Annotated in this window: 12 protein-coding genes; 7 read left to right on the top strand and 5 right to left on the bottom strand. The window is 56.5% G+C overall.

The window, feature by feature from the left end:
* Window positions 1–34 precede the first annotated feature (34 nt).
* A complete protein-coding gene (locus LR961_RS09875) occupies window positions 35–484 on the bottom strand; it encodes a hypothetical protein (protein WP_232148684.1) in 450 nt (149 codons plus the stop codon).
* Between the two features lie 1497 nt (window positions 485–1981).
* Here LR961_RS09875 and LR961_RS09880 point away from each other — a divergent pair.
* Window positions 1982–3319: a Mu transposase C-terminal domain-containing protein gene (locus LR961_RS09880; protein ID WP_232148686.1), complete on the top strand. Its 1338-nt coding sequence runs from the start codon at window positions 1982–1984 to the stop codon at window positions 3317–3319.
* Window positions 3316–4167, top strand: a complete 852-nt coding sequence (locus tag LR961_RS09885) for a TniB family NTP-binding protein (RefSeq protein WP_232148687.1) — start codon at window positions 3316–3318, stop codon at window positions 4165–4167. Before LR961_RS09880 ends, LR961_RS09885 begins: the two co-directional genes overlap by 4 nt.
* A 1837-nt stretch (window positions 4168–6004) precedes the next feature.
* Here LR961_RS09885 and LR961_RS19325 read toward each other — a convergent pair.
* A complete protein-coding gene (locus tag LR961_RS19325; protein ID WP_332311025.1) occupies window positions 6005–6670 on the bottom strand; it encodes a DUF202 domain-containing protein in 666 nt (221 codons plus the stop codon).
* Window positions 6671–6862: 192 nt separating this feature from the next.
* On the opposite strand from LR961_RS19325, the gene LR961_RS09895 reads away from it, so the two are divergent.
* Window positions 6863–7696: a hypothetical protein gene (locus LR961_RS09895; protein WP_232148689.1), complete on the top strand. Its 834-nt coding sequence runs from the start codon at window positions 6863–6865 to the stop codon at window positions 7694–7696.
* A 137-nt stretch (window positions 7697–7833) separates the two neighbouring features.
* A complete protein-coding gene (locus tag LR961_RS09900; protein ID WP_232148690.1) occupies window positions 7834–8943 on the top strand; it encodes a hypothetical protein in 1110 nt (369 codons plus the stop codon).
* A gap of 518 nt (window positions 8944–9461) precedes the next feature.
* Here LR961_RS09900 and LR961_RS09905 read toward each other — a convergent pair.
* The gene (locus LR961_RS09905) at window positions 9462–9911 is read right to left on the bottom strand and encodes a hypothetical protein (RefSeq protein WP_232148691.1); all 450 of its coding nucleotides are present in this window, start codon (window positions 9909–9911) and stop codon (window positions 9462–9464) included.
* A gap of 11 nt (window positions 9912–9922) precedes the next feature.
* Window positions 9923–10327: a DUF202 domain-containing protein gene (locus LR961_RS09910; protein ID WP_232148693.1), complete on the bottom strand. Its 405-nt coding sequence runs from the start codon at window positions 10325–10327 to the stop codon at window positions 9923–9925.
* Window positions 10328–10620: 293 nt separating this feature from the next.
* Between LR961_RS09910 and LR961_RS09915 the strand changes: the two genes are divergently transcribed.
* Together LR961_RS09915 and LR961_RS09920 are read left to right on the top strand one after the other, a co-directional pair.
* Complete coding sequence (locus LR961_RS09915) at window positions 10621–10800, top strand: hypothetical protein (protein ID WP_232148695.1); 180 nt, start codon at window positions 10621–10623, stop codon at window positions 10798–10800.
* 128 nt (window positions 10801–10928) lie between these two features.
* On the top strand, window positions 10929–11813 hold the full coding sequence (locus LR961_RS09920) for a transporter (protein ID WP_232148696.1): 885 nt from the start codon (window positions 10929–10931) through the stop codon (window positions 11811–11813).
* A gap of 518 nt (window positions 11814–12331) precedes the next feature.
* Here the strand turns inward: LR961_RS09920 and LR961_RS09925 are convergent.
* Window positions 12332–13900 carry an arylsulfatase gene (locus LR961_RS09925; RefSeq protein WP_232148698.1) on the bottom strand — a complete coding sequence of 523 codons (1569 nt, stop codon included), beginning with the start codon at window positions 13898–13900 and terminating at the stop codon, window positions 12332–12334.
* A 357-nt stretch (window positions 13901–14257) separates the two neighbouring features.
* Between LR961_RS09925 and LR961_RS09930 the strand changes: the two genes are divergently transcribed.
* Window positions 14258–15211, top strand: a complete 954-nt coding sequence (locus tag LR961_RS09930; protein ID WP_232148699.1) for a formylglycine-generating enzyme family protein — start codon at window positions 14258–14260, stop codon at window positions 15209–15211.
* Window positions 15212–15879: the final 668 nt, after the last annotated feature.

The following is a 15879-nucleotide window of genomic DNA, read 5'->3' on the forward strand; positions in this document are numbered from 1 at the left end:
TTGCATGCGATAATTTAGTGATTCGTCACTTAAATCAACATGGTGAGTTTGGAATGTCGCGCCAGCCACCTTCGATTCGCTCTAGGCGCCGGCCCTGAATGCAGCGCTGTCCGGCGCGTAGTGGCTCTTTCGCCGGCTGCCAATCGCGCGGGGCTACCGTGATGCGGCGGCGCACCTGGTTGAGCAGCTCGGCATCTTCGCGTTCTGATCTTTTGATCTCAGCGTCAAGCGCGGCTTGCTGTTCGGGAGTGAGTGTCAGGGCCCGTTCCAGTGCTGCCACCTGGCGCCGTGCGTTCCATTCGATCAATCCCATGGCGATGAGTACAGCTGCGGCCAACAAAACAACTGCCCTTATCCAAAACTTCGATTCATCTGGCGGACCATGATTTCCGGAAGATTGCGGACCATGCTTGTGACGAGGTCGGAAGTTCACTTCGCTAAGGTCAGCTTTACCCAGCGTCGGTTCCTGACGTTCTCGTTCCATGAATTCCCCCGGATTTCGTCCTGGGCGGATTGTAGCCGGGCTGTAAGGGCCGTGCCCCTACGGTGACGCTGCTATCCAGCACGGGTATCGAAGTAGCATTCGCGCCAGTCGCCCAGGTCCACGACAACGACTTTCACCATGGACCGCTGCCCCGCTTTTCGCGCCGCACTCCTTTTTCGTGTCGCGTCACGTAAATCTGAGGCGTCCGCACGCCAAAGCAGGCCGCGCAGCCTGCGTTCTGGGATTCTTTCGCCACTTGGGGCCACCAGATCTTGCCCAGCCAGGCGCCAGCCTGCTCACGGGCCATTGAGCTCAACATGGTTCTCGGTGATGCGGCGATGGAGAACAGCTGCGCAGTCGTTGGGGCATTGGCCGCCACTGGGCCAGCATGGTGGGCGTATCAGCTCGTGGGTGTCGGTATACGTGCCGGCTTCGTTTGGCTTTCTCATGCTTGGATCTAATCCTTGCGGGGCTTTCGCTGGGGGAGGCAAGAATTGATCCTGTCGATTTTTCTGATTAATGTCTCTACGCAAGCTATTGATCTGAAATGAGTCGCACAGACAGCTTGCAACTCGTGCATGGTCCCACTTCAGCTAGGGACACGATCCGGCAAGAAACATCAGTCCAGGGATACGATCAGGCGAAAGCCGATTTGGCATTCCTCATGCGACATGCCGACTTGGCCGGCAAGGGGCGGGAATAATAGTTTATAAACTATAAAAACCCTTGTATATCAATCAGTTGCGATTGCACGATTGTGATCGTCGTGCTAATCCTGACCGGTCACACTTCGTGGCAAATGCCGATCGGCGGAGACTCAACTATGGCCTGACGGACACAGGTGCCTATGGCTAGAACGACGAAAGGCCAGGGCTGCAACCCTGACCTTTCTGAACAACCGGAATAGTCCGCCGATTGGGGCTAGCCTTTCATGCTTCTCTTCCCGTGTCAACACAGGGAGCGGGCATCTGTTGCCTCGGGTCCAAGGACCCACTTATGAGTTCAACAATGAGAGCTGCTCGCCCAATCAAAGACCTGGTGATAAAGCCGGGTGAGCTAGTTATGTGTGGAGGCAGGCTGTCCCGTGTTCTGAACTGCGTTAGCTCCGAGAAGATCCACATCCAGATAGAGGGCACATGCGACTTTCAGTGGGTTGGCGTCGGAGACCTTTCGTCGTATAGCCCGCAAGTGTCGCCTGGCAGAGTGCGTCACATCGCTAACATTGACCCTGACCAAGAGGCAGCCGCACATAGATGGACACGAACGCTTGCGATAGCGATTCGGAAACATGGCTCGCGGCTTTCTAAGCAGACGTGCGATCAGCTCGCTGATCAGCTCGGCGTTTGCAGCAAAACCGTAAGGCGTCGTTGGCGGTTGTACTGTGACAATCCGCTACCTTCAGCTCAGCTGCCCACTCTGCCTGGACCGCCGCCCAGAGCACGACTCCTACCACCGTTGGTCGAGAGTCTGATCGCATCTGCGATAGATGAGATCTACATGGTGCGCGAAGCCAGCACAGTTGCAGCAGTCGTCCGCAGGTGTGCGCAGCTCGCCCATCAGGCCAACGTTCCTGCTCCGAGCTACGCGGCCGTGAAAGTGCGGATCAAGGCGCGCGATCCCATGCATGTGGCCACAAAGCGGCATGGGAGCCATGAGGCTCTTGCAAAGCAGGCTCCTTCCATTAGAGGGCTGGAGGCAACATATCCACTCGAGATCATCCAGATAGATCATGCGATCATCGATCTAATGGTGGTTAGCCCATTGACCCGACAGGTGATTGGTCGCCCGTGGATAACGCTAGCCATCGACGTATTCACGCGTTGTGTCGTTGGCTACTACATGAGTTTTGATCCTCCTGATCAAACCTCTGTTGCGCTCACGTTGGAGCACAGCTGCCTCCCCAAGGATAAGTGGCTGAGATCCCTCGGTCTCGAAGAAAAGATCAAGTATCCGATCTTCGGAAAGATGTCACGAATTGCGTGGGATAACGCAAAGACCTTCAAGACGAAGTCACTTCTCGCGCAGTGTGAACGATATGGAATTGAAGTACGGCCCAGGCCGGTGCGAAAGCCGCACTACGGCGCGTACATCGAACGCTACATCGGAACGATGATGGGAGCTATACACCTCCTTCCTGGAACGACGTTCTCCAACTCGAAGCAACGGGGAGACTATCCCTCAGAGAAGAAGGCCATCCTTAGTATCTCTGAGCTCGAACAATGGCTCGCGCTAGAAGTTGCTGGCGTGTATCACAACTCTCCTCACCGCGGTCTTGGCGGAATTACGCCCTTGCAGATGTGGGAACAGTCATGGACCGATAAAGAGGGAGTTACACGATTCCCCCCTCTCATCGGGGATCAACGTGAATTCACGATCGGTTTTCTGCCAGCTGTCGAACGCAGAATCGGCCGTGGAGGGATCCAGCTGAACTCGCTTAACTATTGGGATCCGGCACTAACACCGTTCATAAATGACGGGATAAACCACAGGGTACACTTCAGCCAACGCGATCTTAGTAAGGTTTTCCTGTACACAGCTGGTGACTACATTGATGTCCCACTGCTGGATCGCTCCAGAGGGGCATTCTCCTTTTGGGAGCTGCGCGACATACGCTCCCATCTTAGAGAGCAGGGGAAGAAGGCCGCATCGGAGAGTGAATTGCTCGATGCGATCGAGCATCAACGTGAGGTGCTTTTTCAAGCAGCGAACAGGTCTAAGAAGGCGCGTCGTAAGATCGCTAGGCTGCCGGAGGTAAAGCCGATTAAGCCTTCGGGTGAAGTTGACTACAGCGCGCCAGTCTTTCCGCTCCCTCCCATCGAGGGGGTAATTGAATGAAGATCACCCAGAATTGCGCGGGCTCCGCCTCCTATCTAGAAGGAGATCTGCCGTTTGTACTGAGCTCTCACTCCGTGCGAATCCTCAAAGTCCTGAGTCAGCTTCGCGCTGGCGAGTATCGGCGGAGTCGACCTGTCTGTCTGCACATCGCTGCTGCAGCGGGGAGTGGGAAAAGCAGGTTGCTCAATCACTACATGTCTCAAGTATCGGCCGACCGTGAAACTAGTGGCTCGCGATATCGCGAGGCGATCTTGATTGAAGCGCCATACGACGGGAACTGCATGAAGATGTGCCGTTCCATCATTAATTCCTGTCTACCAGGCTTTCCTATCCGGAAGACTCAGAACATCCACGAGCAGGTTGCCGATGTACTGCAGGCCTCAGGCGTAAAACAGCTTCTTATCGATGAGGCAGGGCATATCCTCAATGCGGGAAAGTCCGGTCAGCAGTACACCCTTGCACTCATCAAGTCCATCTGCAATTTAGGAATCACAGTCTGCATCGCTACGACGAAGAATATGGTTAACGTGCTGGCGGCAGACGAGCAGCTTGCATCGCGCTTCAAGAAGGTCGAACTACCAGTTTGGTCTGAGTCGAACGACTTTCGTCAGTTCTTGGCAGGAATAGAACTCGAATTGGGGTTGCCTGAGCCATCACATCTAGACAGCAAAGTAGTAGTCCGCTGGCTAACAACACATGACTGCTGCATCACGTTTCGGCTCCTTGAAGTAGTCCTAGGAGCTGCCCGACTAGCACATCAGCGCGGGGAAAGGCATCTAACCATCGAACTGCTCGAGGAGTTTTGGAAGTCTGGATTTGGTATGGAGGAGAAGGGCCTTGAGAATTGAGGACCTACCCGTTGCAGCTGTCCCTTATCCGGACGAGAGCATCTATTCCTGGCTGGACGCCACTCGGGAGATGCTGAGACTAGGATCTTCCGATTGGCGGCAATGGTGTCAATTCTCAGCTGAAGAACCAGAGCGTCGCTTGGCCGGCACGGATTGGGGAGCCATTCCTCCTGAGTTAGGTCGCGTCGATCGTATCCCCGTCTCATGGCGTGTTGGACCCGAATGGCGTGGCATGAAGTGCCCACATTGTTATGTCGAGATTCCCGGCGGCCGCCGATACCCCGTCGCAGTGGATTGGCTTGACGTTCGAACCATCGCTTGCCGCCAGCATCGTCTTTTGCTCACCTATCAACCCGCAGAAGGAGCTATGTCAGTCGATACCAATGAAGAGATCTTGGCTCTATGGAGTTGGCTCGAAATGTGGCGTCACAGGTGTATAGAACGATGGGACGCGAAGCTCCGCCGTGATTTGGTACTTGCGGCTGGGCGCAACTGGGACACTCAGTTCGGCAACATTGCGAGTGCGGAGCTTACTTGGTCGATCGAGGGTGCGGGCTGGATTCTACCCAATCCTCAGCGGCAGTACCGATCCTACGGACCGCCTCGAATCGGCAGTCTCGGGCCTATGGATAGAGCAGCCGCTTTGCTGGGCGCGTACAGAGCTTGGAAGGCATTAACTGATCCGCAATCACCAACGCTTCCTAGGTGGCCTGCTCCCGCTTGGTTGTGGCTGGCGCGGCGATGGCGCTTATACGGAGATGGGCAGATTGGAGCGATGCTTGCCGGTATTGTCTTGGCGAGTCATGGGAGGGGGCGATCCTGAGCTATCTGGATGCGCTCATAAGTACGGCTGATCTCTAACGCTTTGGGGCTGGGCTGGCGGGGGGCGCGGGTTCTCGAGCCGGCGCTGGTTGCAAATTGAAGCGCTGTGAGGATTAGAGAACGCATCCAAGGACCCACTTAGGGGGAAGATAGCGCTGAACATGCCAGCACCCGAGCGGGCTCGGATGGACGGGTAATCGCTAACGCCTCGGAATTGGAGGCAATCGCACTCGGTCGAGAGACAGTGGTCAGTGGAGACGGACAGCGACGAATGAGTTAGGCCAGACCGCTGTCTGGCCGTCGCGGCTCCTCTCCATGTCAGCTAAAGGTGGCTCGATGCTGTTATTTTTTCCATGCCTTGAAGCAACGGTAGACGTTCCGATTAGGGCACGTTATCGGGGGTAAGGGAGGGTTGCTCTCGACCCAAAGCGGTGGTCGCAGATCAATATAATTCAACCTTATTGGTGGAAGGGGCCGCTTAAAGCCACAGAGGGCATTGCGATGCCGAACCGCGGACATGGGTGATTCCCGGGACGTCCAGCAGCTATCTGTGATCTCAGCGTCCGGCCAGCGCACATGGAACGCAGTGTGAGAAATTGCGAGCGGCCCTTCCTGATGCTCCGATGTTTCCCAAGACCAGGATAGCCGATGCTTCTGATACTCGATGATCCTGCTTTTGCATGGATCCGAAAGATTCGCGCGCAAACCAGAAGGAAAACTTAACAACCGAAAAGGCGGCCTAACTCACGCTGGCGAACGCAAGTTGGTTTTTCTCCTGATTTATATTCGGTACGGCAGGGTCATCGCGCGGGTAATTCCCTGCATATTTCCCGTGAGAGGCGCTCTGCCGCACCAGCTTGTGTTGGCCTGCGCACCGTCGAAAGTAATACGAACGACAAGGGCTTCTAACAGAGGGGATCGAAGCCCATCATAGAACTACTATCCAGCGGCCAGGGGATCGCGCCTTTTGTCAAGTTCACGCGAATACCCACGGCACAAGACGCAGCGGCATCGCTCAACCTAAGGGACCTAGGCCAAAAGCCATGTGGGCAATAGCGAGTACGCCCAATGCCCACAACAGAAGAGCTGCAACCAGTGCCATCGAAACCGGAAATACGCTTTGATCATGGATGAGCGCCGGCTCTCCCATGTCGCTGCGCTTCCTTCGCAGTTCGAGCATCGCTCGAGCGTGGTATACGATGCCCATCGTCAGAAGTACAAGACCCGTCGCCACAAGGGCCAACCCGAAGTTGCGCGGCGCATGACTGGAGACGATCATGAGCTGGGACTCTTTCAGATGGTTGAAGAATTGGAAGATCGTGAATCCAAATCCGATAAGCGATAAGGCGGTGCGAATAACAGACATGGTCGTTCGTTCGATACTCAAATGAGTACGCTGAAACGACATGTCCGTTCGTTGGGTGGACATTTCCGTTCGGTCCGACGACAGATCTGTACGGTACTCGGAAAGCGAGGTGCGATGCTCGGACAAGGATGTACGGTGGTTGGAAAGACCCGTTCGATAGCGCGAATACTCCGTCGAAGCGATGTCTCCTTCCAGCTTACTGACATCGGGAATGGGAGGGACAGGGGTCTCTTGCAAACGGGCTGGTCTAGTGGGAGTAGTCACAGATGTACGAGCCTTCATTTGATTCGCTCCAGACATTAAGGCCCCGGTCATTCCGGTGCAAAAAGGTTATGAGGCTGCGAAACCCAAGATGCCGTGCGTACAAATCTGACGGCATCGGCCTAATAGTTGCACGTCGAAACACAGGATTCCAGACAGTCAGGAAGCAGATTTCCGTCTGCGCTCCAGTTTGCTCTTTCCATTCCAGGCGACGCCGTCATGATCTTATCCGGTTCCTACCCGTACATGCCCCTGTGGTTGCTAACTTTGCTGTTCTTCGTCGCATTAATGGCGGCGCGTGAGGTCGGGCTTCGTCTGCGTCTACGCCGGCAACAGGCCTCGCGCGGACTCGCAGGGCCAACAAGTTCAAGCAAGCCGATGGACCCCGGGGGTGCCAAAGAGGATGGATTCGCTATGACGTCGGTCATGGGGCTGCTTGCGTTGCTGATCGGCTTTACGTTCTCACTCACTTTGGGCCGATACGACGAACGACGTGACCTGGTGCTCAAAGAAGCGAACGCAATTGGAACCACTTGGCTGCGCACGGATCTGCTTGATCCAAAGGATGGTGAGAGAATGCGAGAAGTTCTGCGCCGGTATGTTGATGCGCGTGTCGATTTCGCCAACGCCAGAGATGCCGGCGACGAGACCCAACAGTTCGCGCAGACGGTGTCGTTGCAGAATGAACTTTGGAGTGTAATGCGGCAGGGAATCGCTACATTCCGGGATAACCCTCGCGCTTCGCTCATCGTCAGTACCACCAACGAGGCAATTGACCTCGCTGCGGAGCGCTACGCCGCACGTCAAGACCATATCCCACCACGGATCCTGCGCCTATTACTCATCTTTGCCGTGCTATCTGCCGGGCTGGTTGGTTACGAGCGGTATCAGCAGCGCAAGGCTACAGCTTTGCTGTTGCTGTTGTTCTCGCTCGCCGTCGGCCTCGTTTTGGATCTTGATCTTCCCAGTACAGGGGCGACCAGCGTGCCGCAGGACCCGATGCTGGATCTGCAGCGAAGTCTTCATCAGGTCACGCCGCCCCCAACGCCGCAAATGCCAGTGGTCAGTCGAGCCCCATGAAGAACGAGTTCCAATCAACTTCTTCGCGCCGGCCTGATGCCGCTTCGGAACTGACCCGCCGCCAGGGAGGAAGCTGCGAAAGAGTAGATAACGCGCATGTCTGATTTCTGAGCCGGGGGCAAATCCGAGGGGTGGTCATGTCTGTGAAAGAAATTGCCTGCGCCGCGCAACAAGAACTTCAAGCCAAGACTGGGCTTCCGTTCAAACGCGCGCACATTTACGAGTTGTTTGCCGCAGCCTACGGACATATAGCTCATGCTGCTTTCAGCGCAAGCGCAGTCTTTACTTGCGTCCACATGCTATCGAACGCATTAAAGCCTGACGTCAGTTCCGTTAGGGATCGCTTGCTATCGCTGGGCTACGATGCGTCGGTGTCGGGTTTTGCAGCATCGGAACTGACCATGTTCATGAAAAGAAGATCGTTCGGAGCCATACCTTTGGTCAAACTGGTGGGTATGCTGCTACCCAAGGGTGGCTCGTTTGAGCGGGTGGATTCCGAGTCCCTTCTTAAGGATGCCATTTTGATCGAGGGCCTGGAGGCGGGAGCAGCTAGGGGAAATGCGCTGGCACACTATGCTCTAGCTCTTCTCTATGTGCCGGACAATGAGCAGGGCGACTCAGGTAACACCTACTGGCAAAACCAACGGTTACCCGGCCAGCAATTGTTTGGTTCCGCTAGAGACCGGGCCGATGCCCATGCCGAGCGGCTCGCCACTGAAGACAAGTACGTCCGGCATCTCCAACAGGCCTTTTTGCTCGGGCTACCAGAAGCGCACCTTGATCTCGCCGATAGGTTTGGGTTTATAGATCCGACATCCTTCGAAATGGGTCCTGTTAGCGCCGATGCTGATTCCACCTGGGTGGCCCAGGTGGCCGCGCGACTTTGCCGCATCGAGGATACGCAAGGGTTGTTGCGTATCGCAGCCGAGAACGGGGATGTCGATGCCATGCTCACGCTCATCGATAGCTACGACCGAACCGATTCGATACGCTGCTGGACGTGGGTGTATCTGGCCCAACATCTTGGGACCGACCTTACCCGCGATGATCACAAAGCCATTAACGAAGATGGCTCTCCCGACGACGAATGCATCGGAGGTCCGTGCTTTGTCGGAGGACGTGACGCCATTGAGCTGAAGCCACTCGACTCCAAGGATGATGCTAAGGCACGCCGAATGGCCAGGAAACTCATCGACCGGATGGCGGCACTAAACGTATCTGACATCGAGTCGAGCAATCGACGCTAATTGGTACGCATTGAGAACCGTGTCGTGCTGCATTGCGTCTTACGCGCACAGAAGAAGATCAATGCTCGTGCCAGAGTGGTCGGAACCGAGTCTGAGACGACTTGAGTTACGCCTTCGAACTTACTCACCTGGCTGGCGATGATGTCTTCCGTACTAGATAGTTCCATCCAGATGCGTGGCAGTATGCAACCCCGACAACGCCGGTGCCAAGTAAGCCTCTTGCTTGTGCACCACCTCTCAGACGGTGTGGTATACGAATACCACCTACATCCACACCTTTCGAGCGCCGGCAGTGATGGCCTGTGTTCCGCACAGAACACAGGCGAGGCAATAGTTTCGCCGATCTTTGGTACATCAGGCGTTGGTGGCAGCCACGTCGGTGCGGCGCTCAAGGCCGGGGTGAGGTCCCAATCGTTGCGGTCTGTCAGGTCTGATCGGGCCGGGACCAAAGTGCAGATTGAGTGTAGGTGCTTCTGCAAGTTCGCCTGACCCCTTGGCCAACGATTCAAGGGACCCGTCTACTCGCGGCGTATAGTGATGTCCACATCGCGCGCCGTGCTGCTAAGTAACTCCAGTCCGAAGTCGCCCGTCCCATGACGGGCTTTCACCAGCACGTCCTCTCCGTCGTCAACTTCGACATGAAACCCTTCGCCTAATTGGTCACGCAATGCATTACGCGTGGTCGAGGCAATACGGTTCTCTGACTCGCCCTCGGTGACGGCAACGTCTACCTGGAACGGGGCATCATTCGCCGGCCAAATCCGGAAGCTGATGGTACCGCTGGACTTTGCACGTTCGTCAAACGCGATTCGCCACTTGTTGGAGGCGCGCGGACGCTCGGCCTGCGAGGAGGTCGTCCCCGTAGCGCCGGTGGCAATCGGGTCCTGCGCACGGACGAGCGGCGTGGTCGCCAGGACGAGCGCAGGAAAAGCTAATAACAGGGTGATACGCCGGGGGGAAACTCGCATTGCCAGACTCCTCAGCTGGTGAATAGCCAGACTGCTGTCAGGCCACCCAGTAGCAGTAGCCCGATGGTGAATACAGTGGTGGCGCGGTGCCGTGGGTTGATTACACCACGCTCGATGTCAGCGGTCACGAGTCGATACCGAACCAACGACCACACCAATAGCGCGAGTCCGAGCAAGACCATTCCAAAGCCGGCGTTGCCGGCGTCATGCAGCAGCAATCGCCCCTTCTGTGGTGCTTGATCGTTCTGGATCAGGTACGTGCTGAACCGGTTAATGGTGATCCCGAATCCGATCAAGGATACCGTGGTACGCAGGTAGGCCAGATGAGTGCGCTCGTTACCCAAATGGGTGCGCCCACGCGCCAGATCGTTGGCCAATGATGATTGCGGCTTGTCAGTCGGTGGCATATCACTCATGAGTCCTCCATCGGCCGTGGCGGTAGGCACGGCAAAAGTCTGTTATGCATTGACTCAGAATGCATGCGTGTCAATGCGCAACGACAGCCAGTAAATCTACTGAACGAGGGGTGGTCGTATACCGTTGCGCCATGAAAAAGCATACAACCAGTAGAACTACTGGCATGGGAGGCGGAGAACTACGGATGCAACCGGAGGGGCCAGCGCCGAGGATTGAAGCCAATCCAGTATGCACCAGGCGGCAGGAGTGCATTGTGACTAGAAGCAGGGCTACCCCAAGCAAGGATTTCACCTTGGAGAAGAGCAGCAATGCTAAGCGTGAAGTGGACCTGCTCATCGCGGTCGTGCGCTGCAAGCCGGACGTCGACGACATTCAGCCATTGTTGGCGCGCTCTGTTCACGCTGACGTGTCCGTTGGTGGTTACAGACTCAACTGGCAGGCAGGCGATATGCCTACAACCGCTACGGCCTGATGCTAGCGTGCAGGCAACCATCCTAAAAACAAGGTGACGACAACTTTCGTCAATGACCTGAACTTCCTGGGCAGACCATAGACCCAGCCATCTGCTTATAACGAGCCCATCGAGAGAATGGAATGCGCATGACAGCAACCCACAAAGCAAGCAAATCCGGCTTAGTCCATGCGTGTCATCGGTCCTGGCGAAGGACTGCGTCGTATGCTTGGCGTAAAGTGTGCAAGTCGCGGCTATGGATCTGCACTTCGTTGCTCGTACCGTGCCTGCCTGTCACGGCGGATGCGCAGGAACACGACGCCGACGCCCTTGCTAAGGCGCTATCTAACCCGGTGGCGGCACTTGTCAGCGTACCGATCCAGTACAACTACGACGAAACCTTCGGCGAAGAAGGCTATCGCAACCTTGTGAACATCCAGCCCGTTGTTCCGGTGTCGATATCGGAACACTGGAACATGATCTCGCGCACGATCCTGCCAGTGATTTACCAGCAGGACGTGATTCCGGGCAGCGACCAGGCGGGCATCGGAGACATTACTCAGAGCCTCTTCTTCTCGCCCAAGGAGCCAACGCCGTCCGGGTTGATCTGGGGTGTTGGCCCTGCATTGCTATTGCCGACCGGTACCGACAACCTCGGCGCCGATACTTGGGGCGCGGGTCCGACAGCGGTGGTGCTCGTGCAGAAGGATGCGTGGACTTATGGGGCTTTGGCAAATCACATTGTTGACGTGGCTGGTAGCGATCGCCGCGCTGACATCAGCTCCACCTTCCTGCAGCCGTTCCTGACGAAGGGGCTGGGTCATGGGCGAACCCTCGGTGCCAACATCGAGTCGACCTACGACTGGAAAGGAGGGCAGTGGACCGTGCCGCTCAATCTGTTCTACAGCAAGGTCTCGAAGATAGGCAGCCAGATGGTCAGCTATCAAGGCGGCGTGCGCACCTACTTGGATAAGCCAGAGGGCGGGCCAGAATGGGGCGTACGCTTCACGTTTAGCCTACTGTTCCCGAAGTAGAATGCTGGTAATTGCGCTATGGCTGACGGTGGTTGTACACGCACTTGCTTGCATAGTCTGGCCAAAGAGGTCCTGCTGTTCTTCATCCTGATAGGACCGATCATGGCTATTGGATCCCTTGTGACCGAGACCCCATGGTCGCAGCTCGCAAAGTTGCGGTCACTGGCATGTTTCGTGTTCTGACCCGATGCATCAAGGTCTTTAGCTTGCGGATGGCCGGTTTTTTTGCACGGCGCTGAAGCCGATCCAGTAAGCACCTAGAGCAATGGCAACCGACTGCGGGATACACACCTAACGGTTCGCCTGGTGCTTCCGGCTATGCTGCTGCGTTATCGCATCGCCTCGAATACTGCCCTGATGGCAATGACTGGATAAATCACTCTTTCCGGCGTGAGCATGCCACCGTCTTTGGCGAGGGCTGCTCCCTAGAGCGGTTCGCGGACCAGAATTCTCAAAATCTGTAGCGCAAGCACGGCGGACCTTTGGTTCCGCCGTGCTCCATAACGATGCCTGTCAGATCAGTTTCCGGTCGGCAATCCGAGTTGGAATCCTTCCTTGCCCAGCTGGTCCCTGATGTGCTTGAACCGCTCATACTGCGTAAGCGTGATGGGGCCAGAGTAGCCCTCGCTCTGTACCTTGCGCGGCGGGTACTTGATATAGGTCTGCATCAGCTCCTTGATCGCTGCATTGATAGTCACCAGCGTCCAAGTGTGCTCCGTATAGTTGTTCATGAAGATGTCGTAGCGCTCCTGCGGGTCCTGCCACAAGTCGAAGACCTGTGGAACGGTCGCGACATAGGCATTGGGACCCTTCCAACCGAGATTGGTGTCGACCGCCAGCCCGCCGGTCGATGCGCCATTGTCACCGCGGACGTTGAAGCAGGCCTTGTAGTGGCCGACGCGTGCTGCGCCGGGGGTCAGCTCGTCCTCAGTGAAGTAGAACCAATTCTTGCGCTCGGACTTACCCTTGCCCAGGAGGACAGGCGACATGTCGTAACTGTCGAAGATGATCGGCTCACCTTCCCGATCCTTCTCTGGAAGCTTGATCCCCGCCAGCGAAGCGAACGTGGCCATGTAGTCGAGGCCACCGACGATGTCAGAGTTCTTTGTGCCGCCCTTGATGCCAGGCCCCTTGGCCAGCGAAGGAACGCGGTTACCGCCTTCGCGTACCGTGCCTTTGGTGCCACGGAACGGAGTGTAGCCAGCATCGGGATAGACGTCTTGCCAGGCGCCGTTATCGGTAGTCCAGAAGATGTACGTGTTGTCCTCCAAACCCAACTCACGCACCTTATCGAGGATGGCACCGATGCGCGCGTCGTTCTCGCAGATCGAATCGGCGAACTTCGATTTTGACATCGACTTGCCCTGGAAGTCAGGGTGCGGCATGTTTGGCTGATGGACCTTCATGAAGTTCACGTGCATGAAGAAGGGCTCTTTCGAAGCTTTGACGCTGTCCAGGTACTCCAGCGAGGCTTTCTCGACGTACTCGTCATAGTACGGAATGCCAACCACGCCCTTCTCTGGTGTGTTCACGTACTGGCCGTTGACCTTGAAGTCTTCCTTGGGCTTCTTGCCTGCAGTACCGGACAAGGCACCTTGGGTCACTTTCTCGAACATGTCGCGCAGCTCTTGGTCCATGTCCGGGAACCACGTCGGGTCGGCGTAGGTGTAGGCGTTGAGGTGATAAAGGCCGCAGTACTTCATCACGTCGTAACCATGCGCGGTGGGGAGCGCGTAATCGGACTCGCCCAAGTGCCACTTACCAGCAAAGAAGGTCTTGTATCCTGCGGTCTTTAGCACCGATGCCAGCGTCCATTCGGCAGCCGGCAAGCCGCCCCCCTGGCCCTGGAAGGCTACAGTGGTCATGCCGCTGCGATTTGGGATTCGCCCCGTCAGCACCGCAGCGCGACCGGGCGTACAACTTGGCTGCGCGTAGAACGACATGAACTGGATACCATCAGCCGCCAGTTGATCGAGGTTGGGCGTCGCCATGCCTCGGTTCTCACCCCCGCCGTAGCATCCGGCATCGCCGTATCCGAAGTCATCCGACAAAATCAGGATGATATTGGGCTTGCGTGAATCTGCCATTGTGATCTCCTAATCAAGTTGAGTGGTGCCCTGCTTCACTGGCATACGAGGCGGGATGGCAATCCGACAATGCACAGCGTCCGGGTATTGTCCGGTGGACCAGTGAAATACCGATGAAATCGGTGCCAAGGACTGCAACCGCACTCTTTGATTGCAGCCGCAGTTGCTGCCATGGTGTAGCTTGTCACCTGGTCAATGCGCAGGCACCCTTTGGTTGCCTATCCTGCGGTAGATTGCCCACAACGACGGCTAACGAGCGCCGGGTTCGCTGCGTTGTTGCATTGTTTGTCAGCATTCCGTAAGAGCGTAAGATCCGCAGTCGACCCCCTTGTTATCCACTTGTGAGGCAGAGGCAAGATGAATCAGGAAGTCGTCCAGACACTGAAGCTCGAGGGCATGATCCACCTACCCGGTGGCACGTTCACCATGGGCTCGGACAACCACTATCCGGAAGAGAAGCCAGCGCATAAGGTGAGCGTGGCACCCTTCTGGATAGACCGCCACGCTGTGACCAATCGCCAGTTTGCCGAGTTCGTGGCGGCGACCGGGCATGTGACTTTGGCCGAAAAGCCAGCCGATCCGGCCGACTATCCCGGCGCAGATCCCGAATTGCTGGTGCCAGCGTCGCTGGTGTTAGTGCCGCCACCAGGGCCGGTTGACAAGAGCAATATGTATAACTGGTGGCAGTATGTTGCCGGCGCAAACTGGCGCCATCCGCGCGGAGCCAACAGTTCGATTGAAGACTTGCAGGAACACCCTGTTGTCCATGTTGCGTTCGCGGACGCCTTGGCTTTTGCGGTCTGGGCAGGTAAGGAACTGCCGAGCGAAGCGGAGTGGGAGTATGCCTCCAAGGGTGGCAACGACAATACAGAGTTCGCCTGGGGGGACGAGCTCGTACCGGAAGGTCGCTACATGGCCAATACTTGGCAGGGCGAGTTTCCGTGGGAGAACCATAAGCTGGACGGCTACGAGTTCACCGCTCCGGTTGGTTCATTCCCAGCCAATGGTTTCGACCTATACGACATGATCGGAAATGTGTGGGAATGGACTACCGATTGGTATCAGGACCACGGGCGCATCCAGAAGGCCTGCTGTACGCTGGACAACCCTCGCGGCGGTGAGCGTGACGCCAGCGTCGACCCTAACGACACAGCACACATTCCACGCCGAGTCACCAAAGGGGGCTCGCATGCCTGCGCGCCCAGCTACTGCCGCCGTTATCGCCCTGCCGCGCGCATGGCGCAACCCGTGGATACTTCCACCAGCCACGTTGGGTTCCGTTGTATCGTCAGGGCAAACACAGGTGCGTGATCGCGATGTTTTCAGGCAGAAGTGGCAGGATGCCATGCATGCTGCCCTAGGTTTCAAGGCCCTTTAAATACACGGATTCTCGTTTTGAATGGACAGGTCGAACCCACCGATGTGGATCTGTCAAGGAATCTTGAGGATTGCATGGGCGTGATTGTCCGTGCGAGGTTGGTAATGAAGGCGCTGACTACGTAGCTGTCGTGTTGTCGCGCTCATGGACATCCTCATCAGGGCGATCACGTGCAAATAGCGAAAGTCCCTGTTGTGCCGATGCGCGCATCCCTACAACGCAAGGCGCTCCTTTCATCGGTTGTGTAACGCGAACAACTTCCACACCTAGCCGCCACTCGGCTTGAATGTTCAGGTCGACTTGCAAGGAGCGTGCGAGGAGGCGGCTTACTGTCGGCAGTCAGGGCCTAGTTCACTTTGTTGCTGCGGTTGTACTGGCCACGCAAAGGCCTCTTCGAAGGCAACCGGGCATCAATGCCACTGCTGGACCACGCAGCCATTGCTGCTTGTTAACTTCATAGTGGCTCAGTCCTGACCAACTTCCATTTCCGAATGACTCGAAGAGAAGAATGCCCATCAGAACTCACATGACCCTCACGCATTTGGCGGCATTTTTCGTGCAAGTCATGGCCTAGCCGGCATCCGGTGCGTTCGTTTGGTCA

The sequence above is a fragment of the Stenotrophomonas sp. SY1 genome (assembly GCF_021202945.1).
Lineage (GTDB): Bacteria > Pseudomonadota > Gammaproteobacteria > Xanthomonadales > Xanthomonadaceae > Stenotrophomonas.

What these genes read in the sequence shown, in the direction of transcription:
- LR961_RS09905 (WP_232148691.1), bottom strand. Translation starts at nt 9,911, where the DNA reads ATGCGAGTTTCCCCCCGGCGTATCACCCTGTTATTAGCTTTTCCTGCG.
- LR961_RS09875 (WP_232148684.1), bottom strand. Translation starts at nt 484, where the DNA reads ATGGAACGAGAACGTCAGGAACCGACGCTGGGTAAAGCTGACCTTAGC.
- LR961_RS09895 (WP_232148689.1), top strand. Translation starts at nt 6,863, where the DNA reads ATGCCCCTGTGGTTGCTAACTTTGCTGTTCTTCGTCGCATTAATGGCG.
- LR961_RS09900 (WP_232148690.1), top strand. Translation starts at nt 7,834, where the DNA reads ATGTCTGTGAAAGAAATTGCCTGCGCCGCGCAACAAGAACTTCAAGCC.
- LR961_RS09885 (WP_232148687.1), top strand. Translation starts at nt 3,316, where the DNA reads ATGAAGATCACCCAGAATTGCGCGGGCTCCGCCTCCTATCTAGAAGGA.
- LR961_RS09910 (WP_232148693.1), bottom strand. Translation starts at nt 10,327, where the DNA reads ATGAGTGATATGCCACCGACTGACAAGCCGCAATCATCATTGGCCAAC.
- LR961_RS09925 (WP_232148698.1), bottom strand. Translation starts at nt 13,900, where the DNA reads ATGGCAGATTCACGCAAGCCCAATATCATCCTGATTTTGTCGGATGAC.
- LR961_RS09880 (WP_232148686.1), top strand. Translation starts at nt 1,982, where the DNA reads ATGGTGCGCGAAGCCAGCACAGTTGCAGCAGTCGTCCGCAGGTGTGCG.
- LR961_RS09920 (WP_232148696.1), top strand. Translation starts at nt 10,929, where the DNA reads ATGACAGCAACCCACAAAGCAAGCAAATCCGGCTTAGTCCATGCGTGT.
- LR961_RS09930 (WP_232148699.1), top strand. Translation starts at nt 14,258, where the DNA reads ATGAATCAGGAAGTCGTCCAGACACTGAAGCTCGAGGGCATGATCCAC.
- LR961_RS19325 (WP_332311025.1), bottom strand. Translation starts at nt 6,670, where the DNA reads ATGACCGGGGCCTTAATGTCTGGAGCGAATCAAATGAAGGCTCGTACA.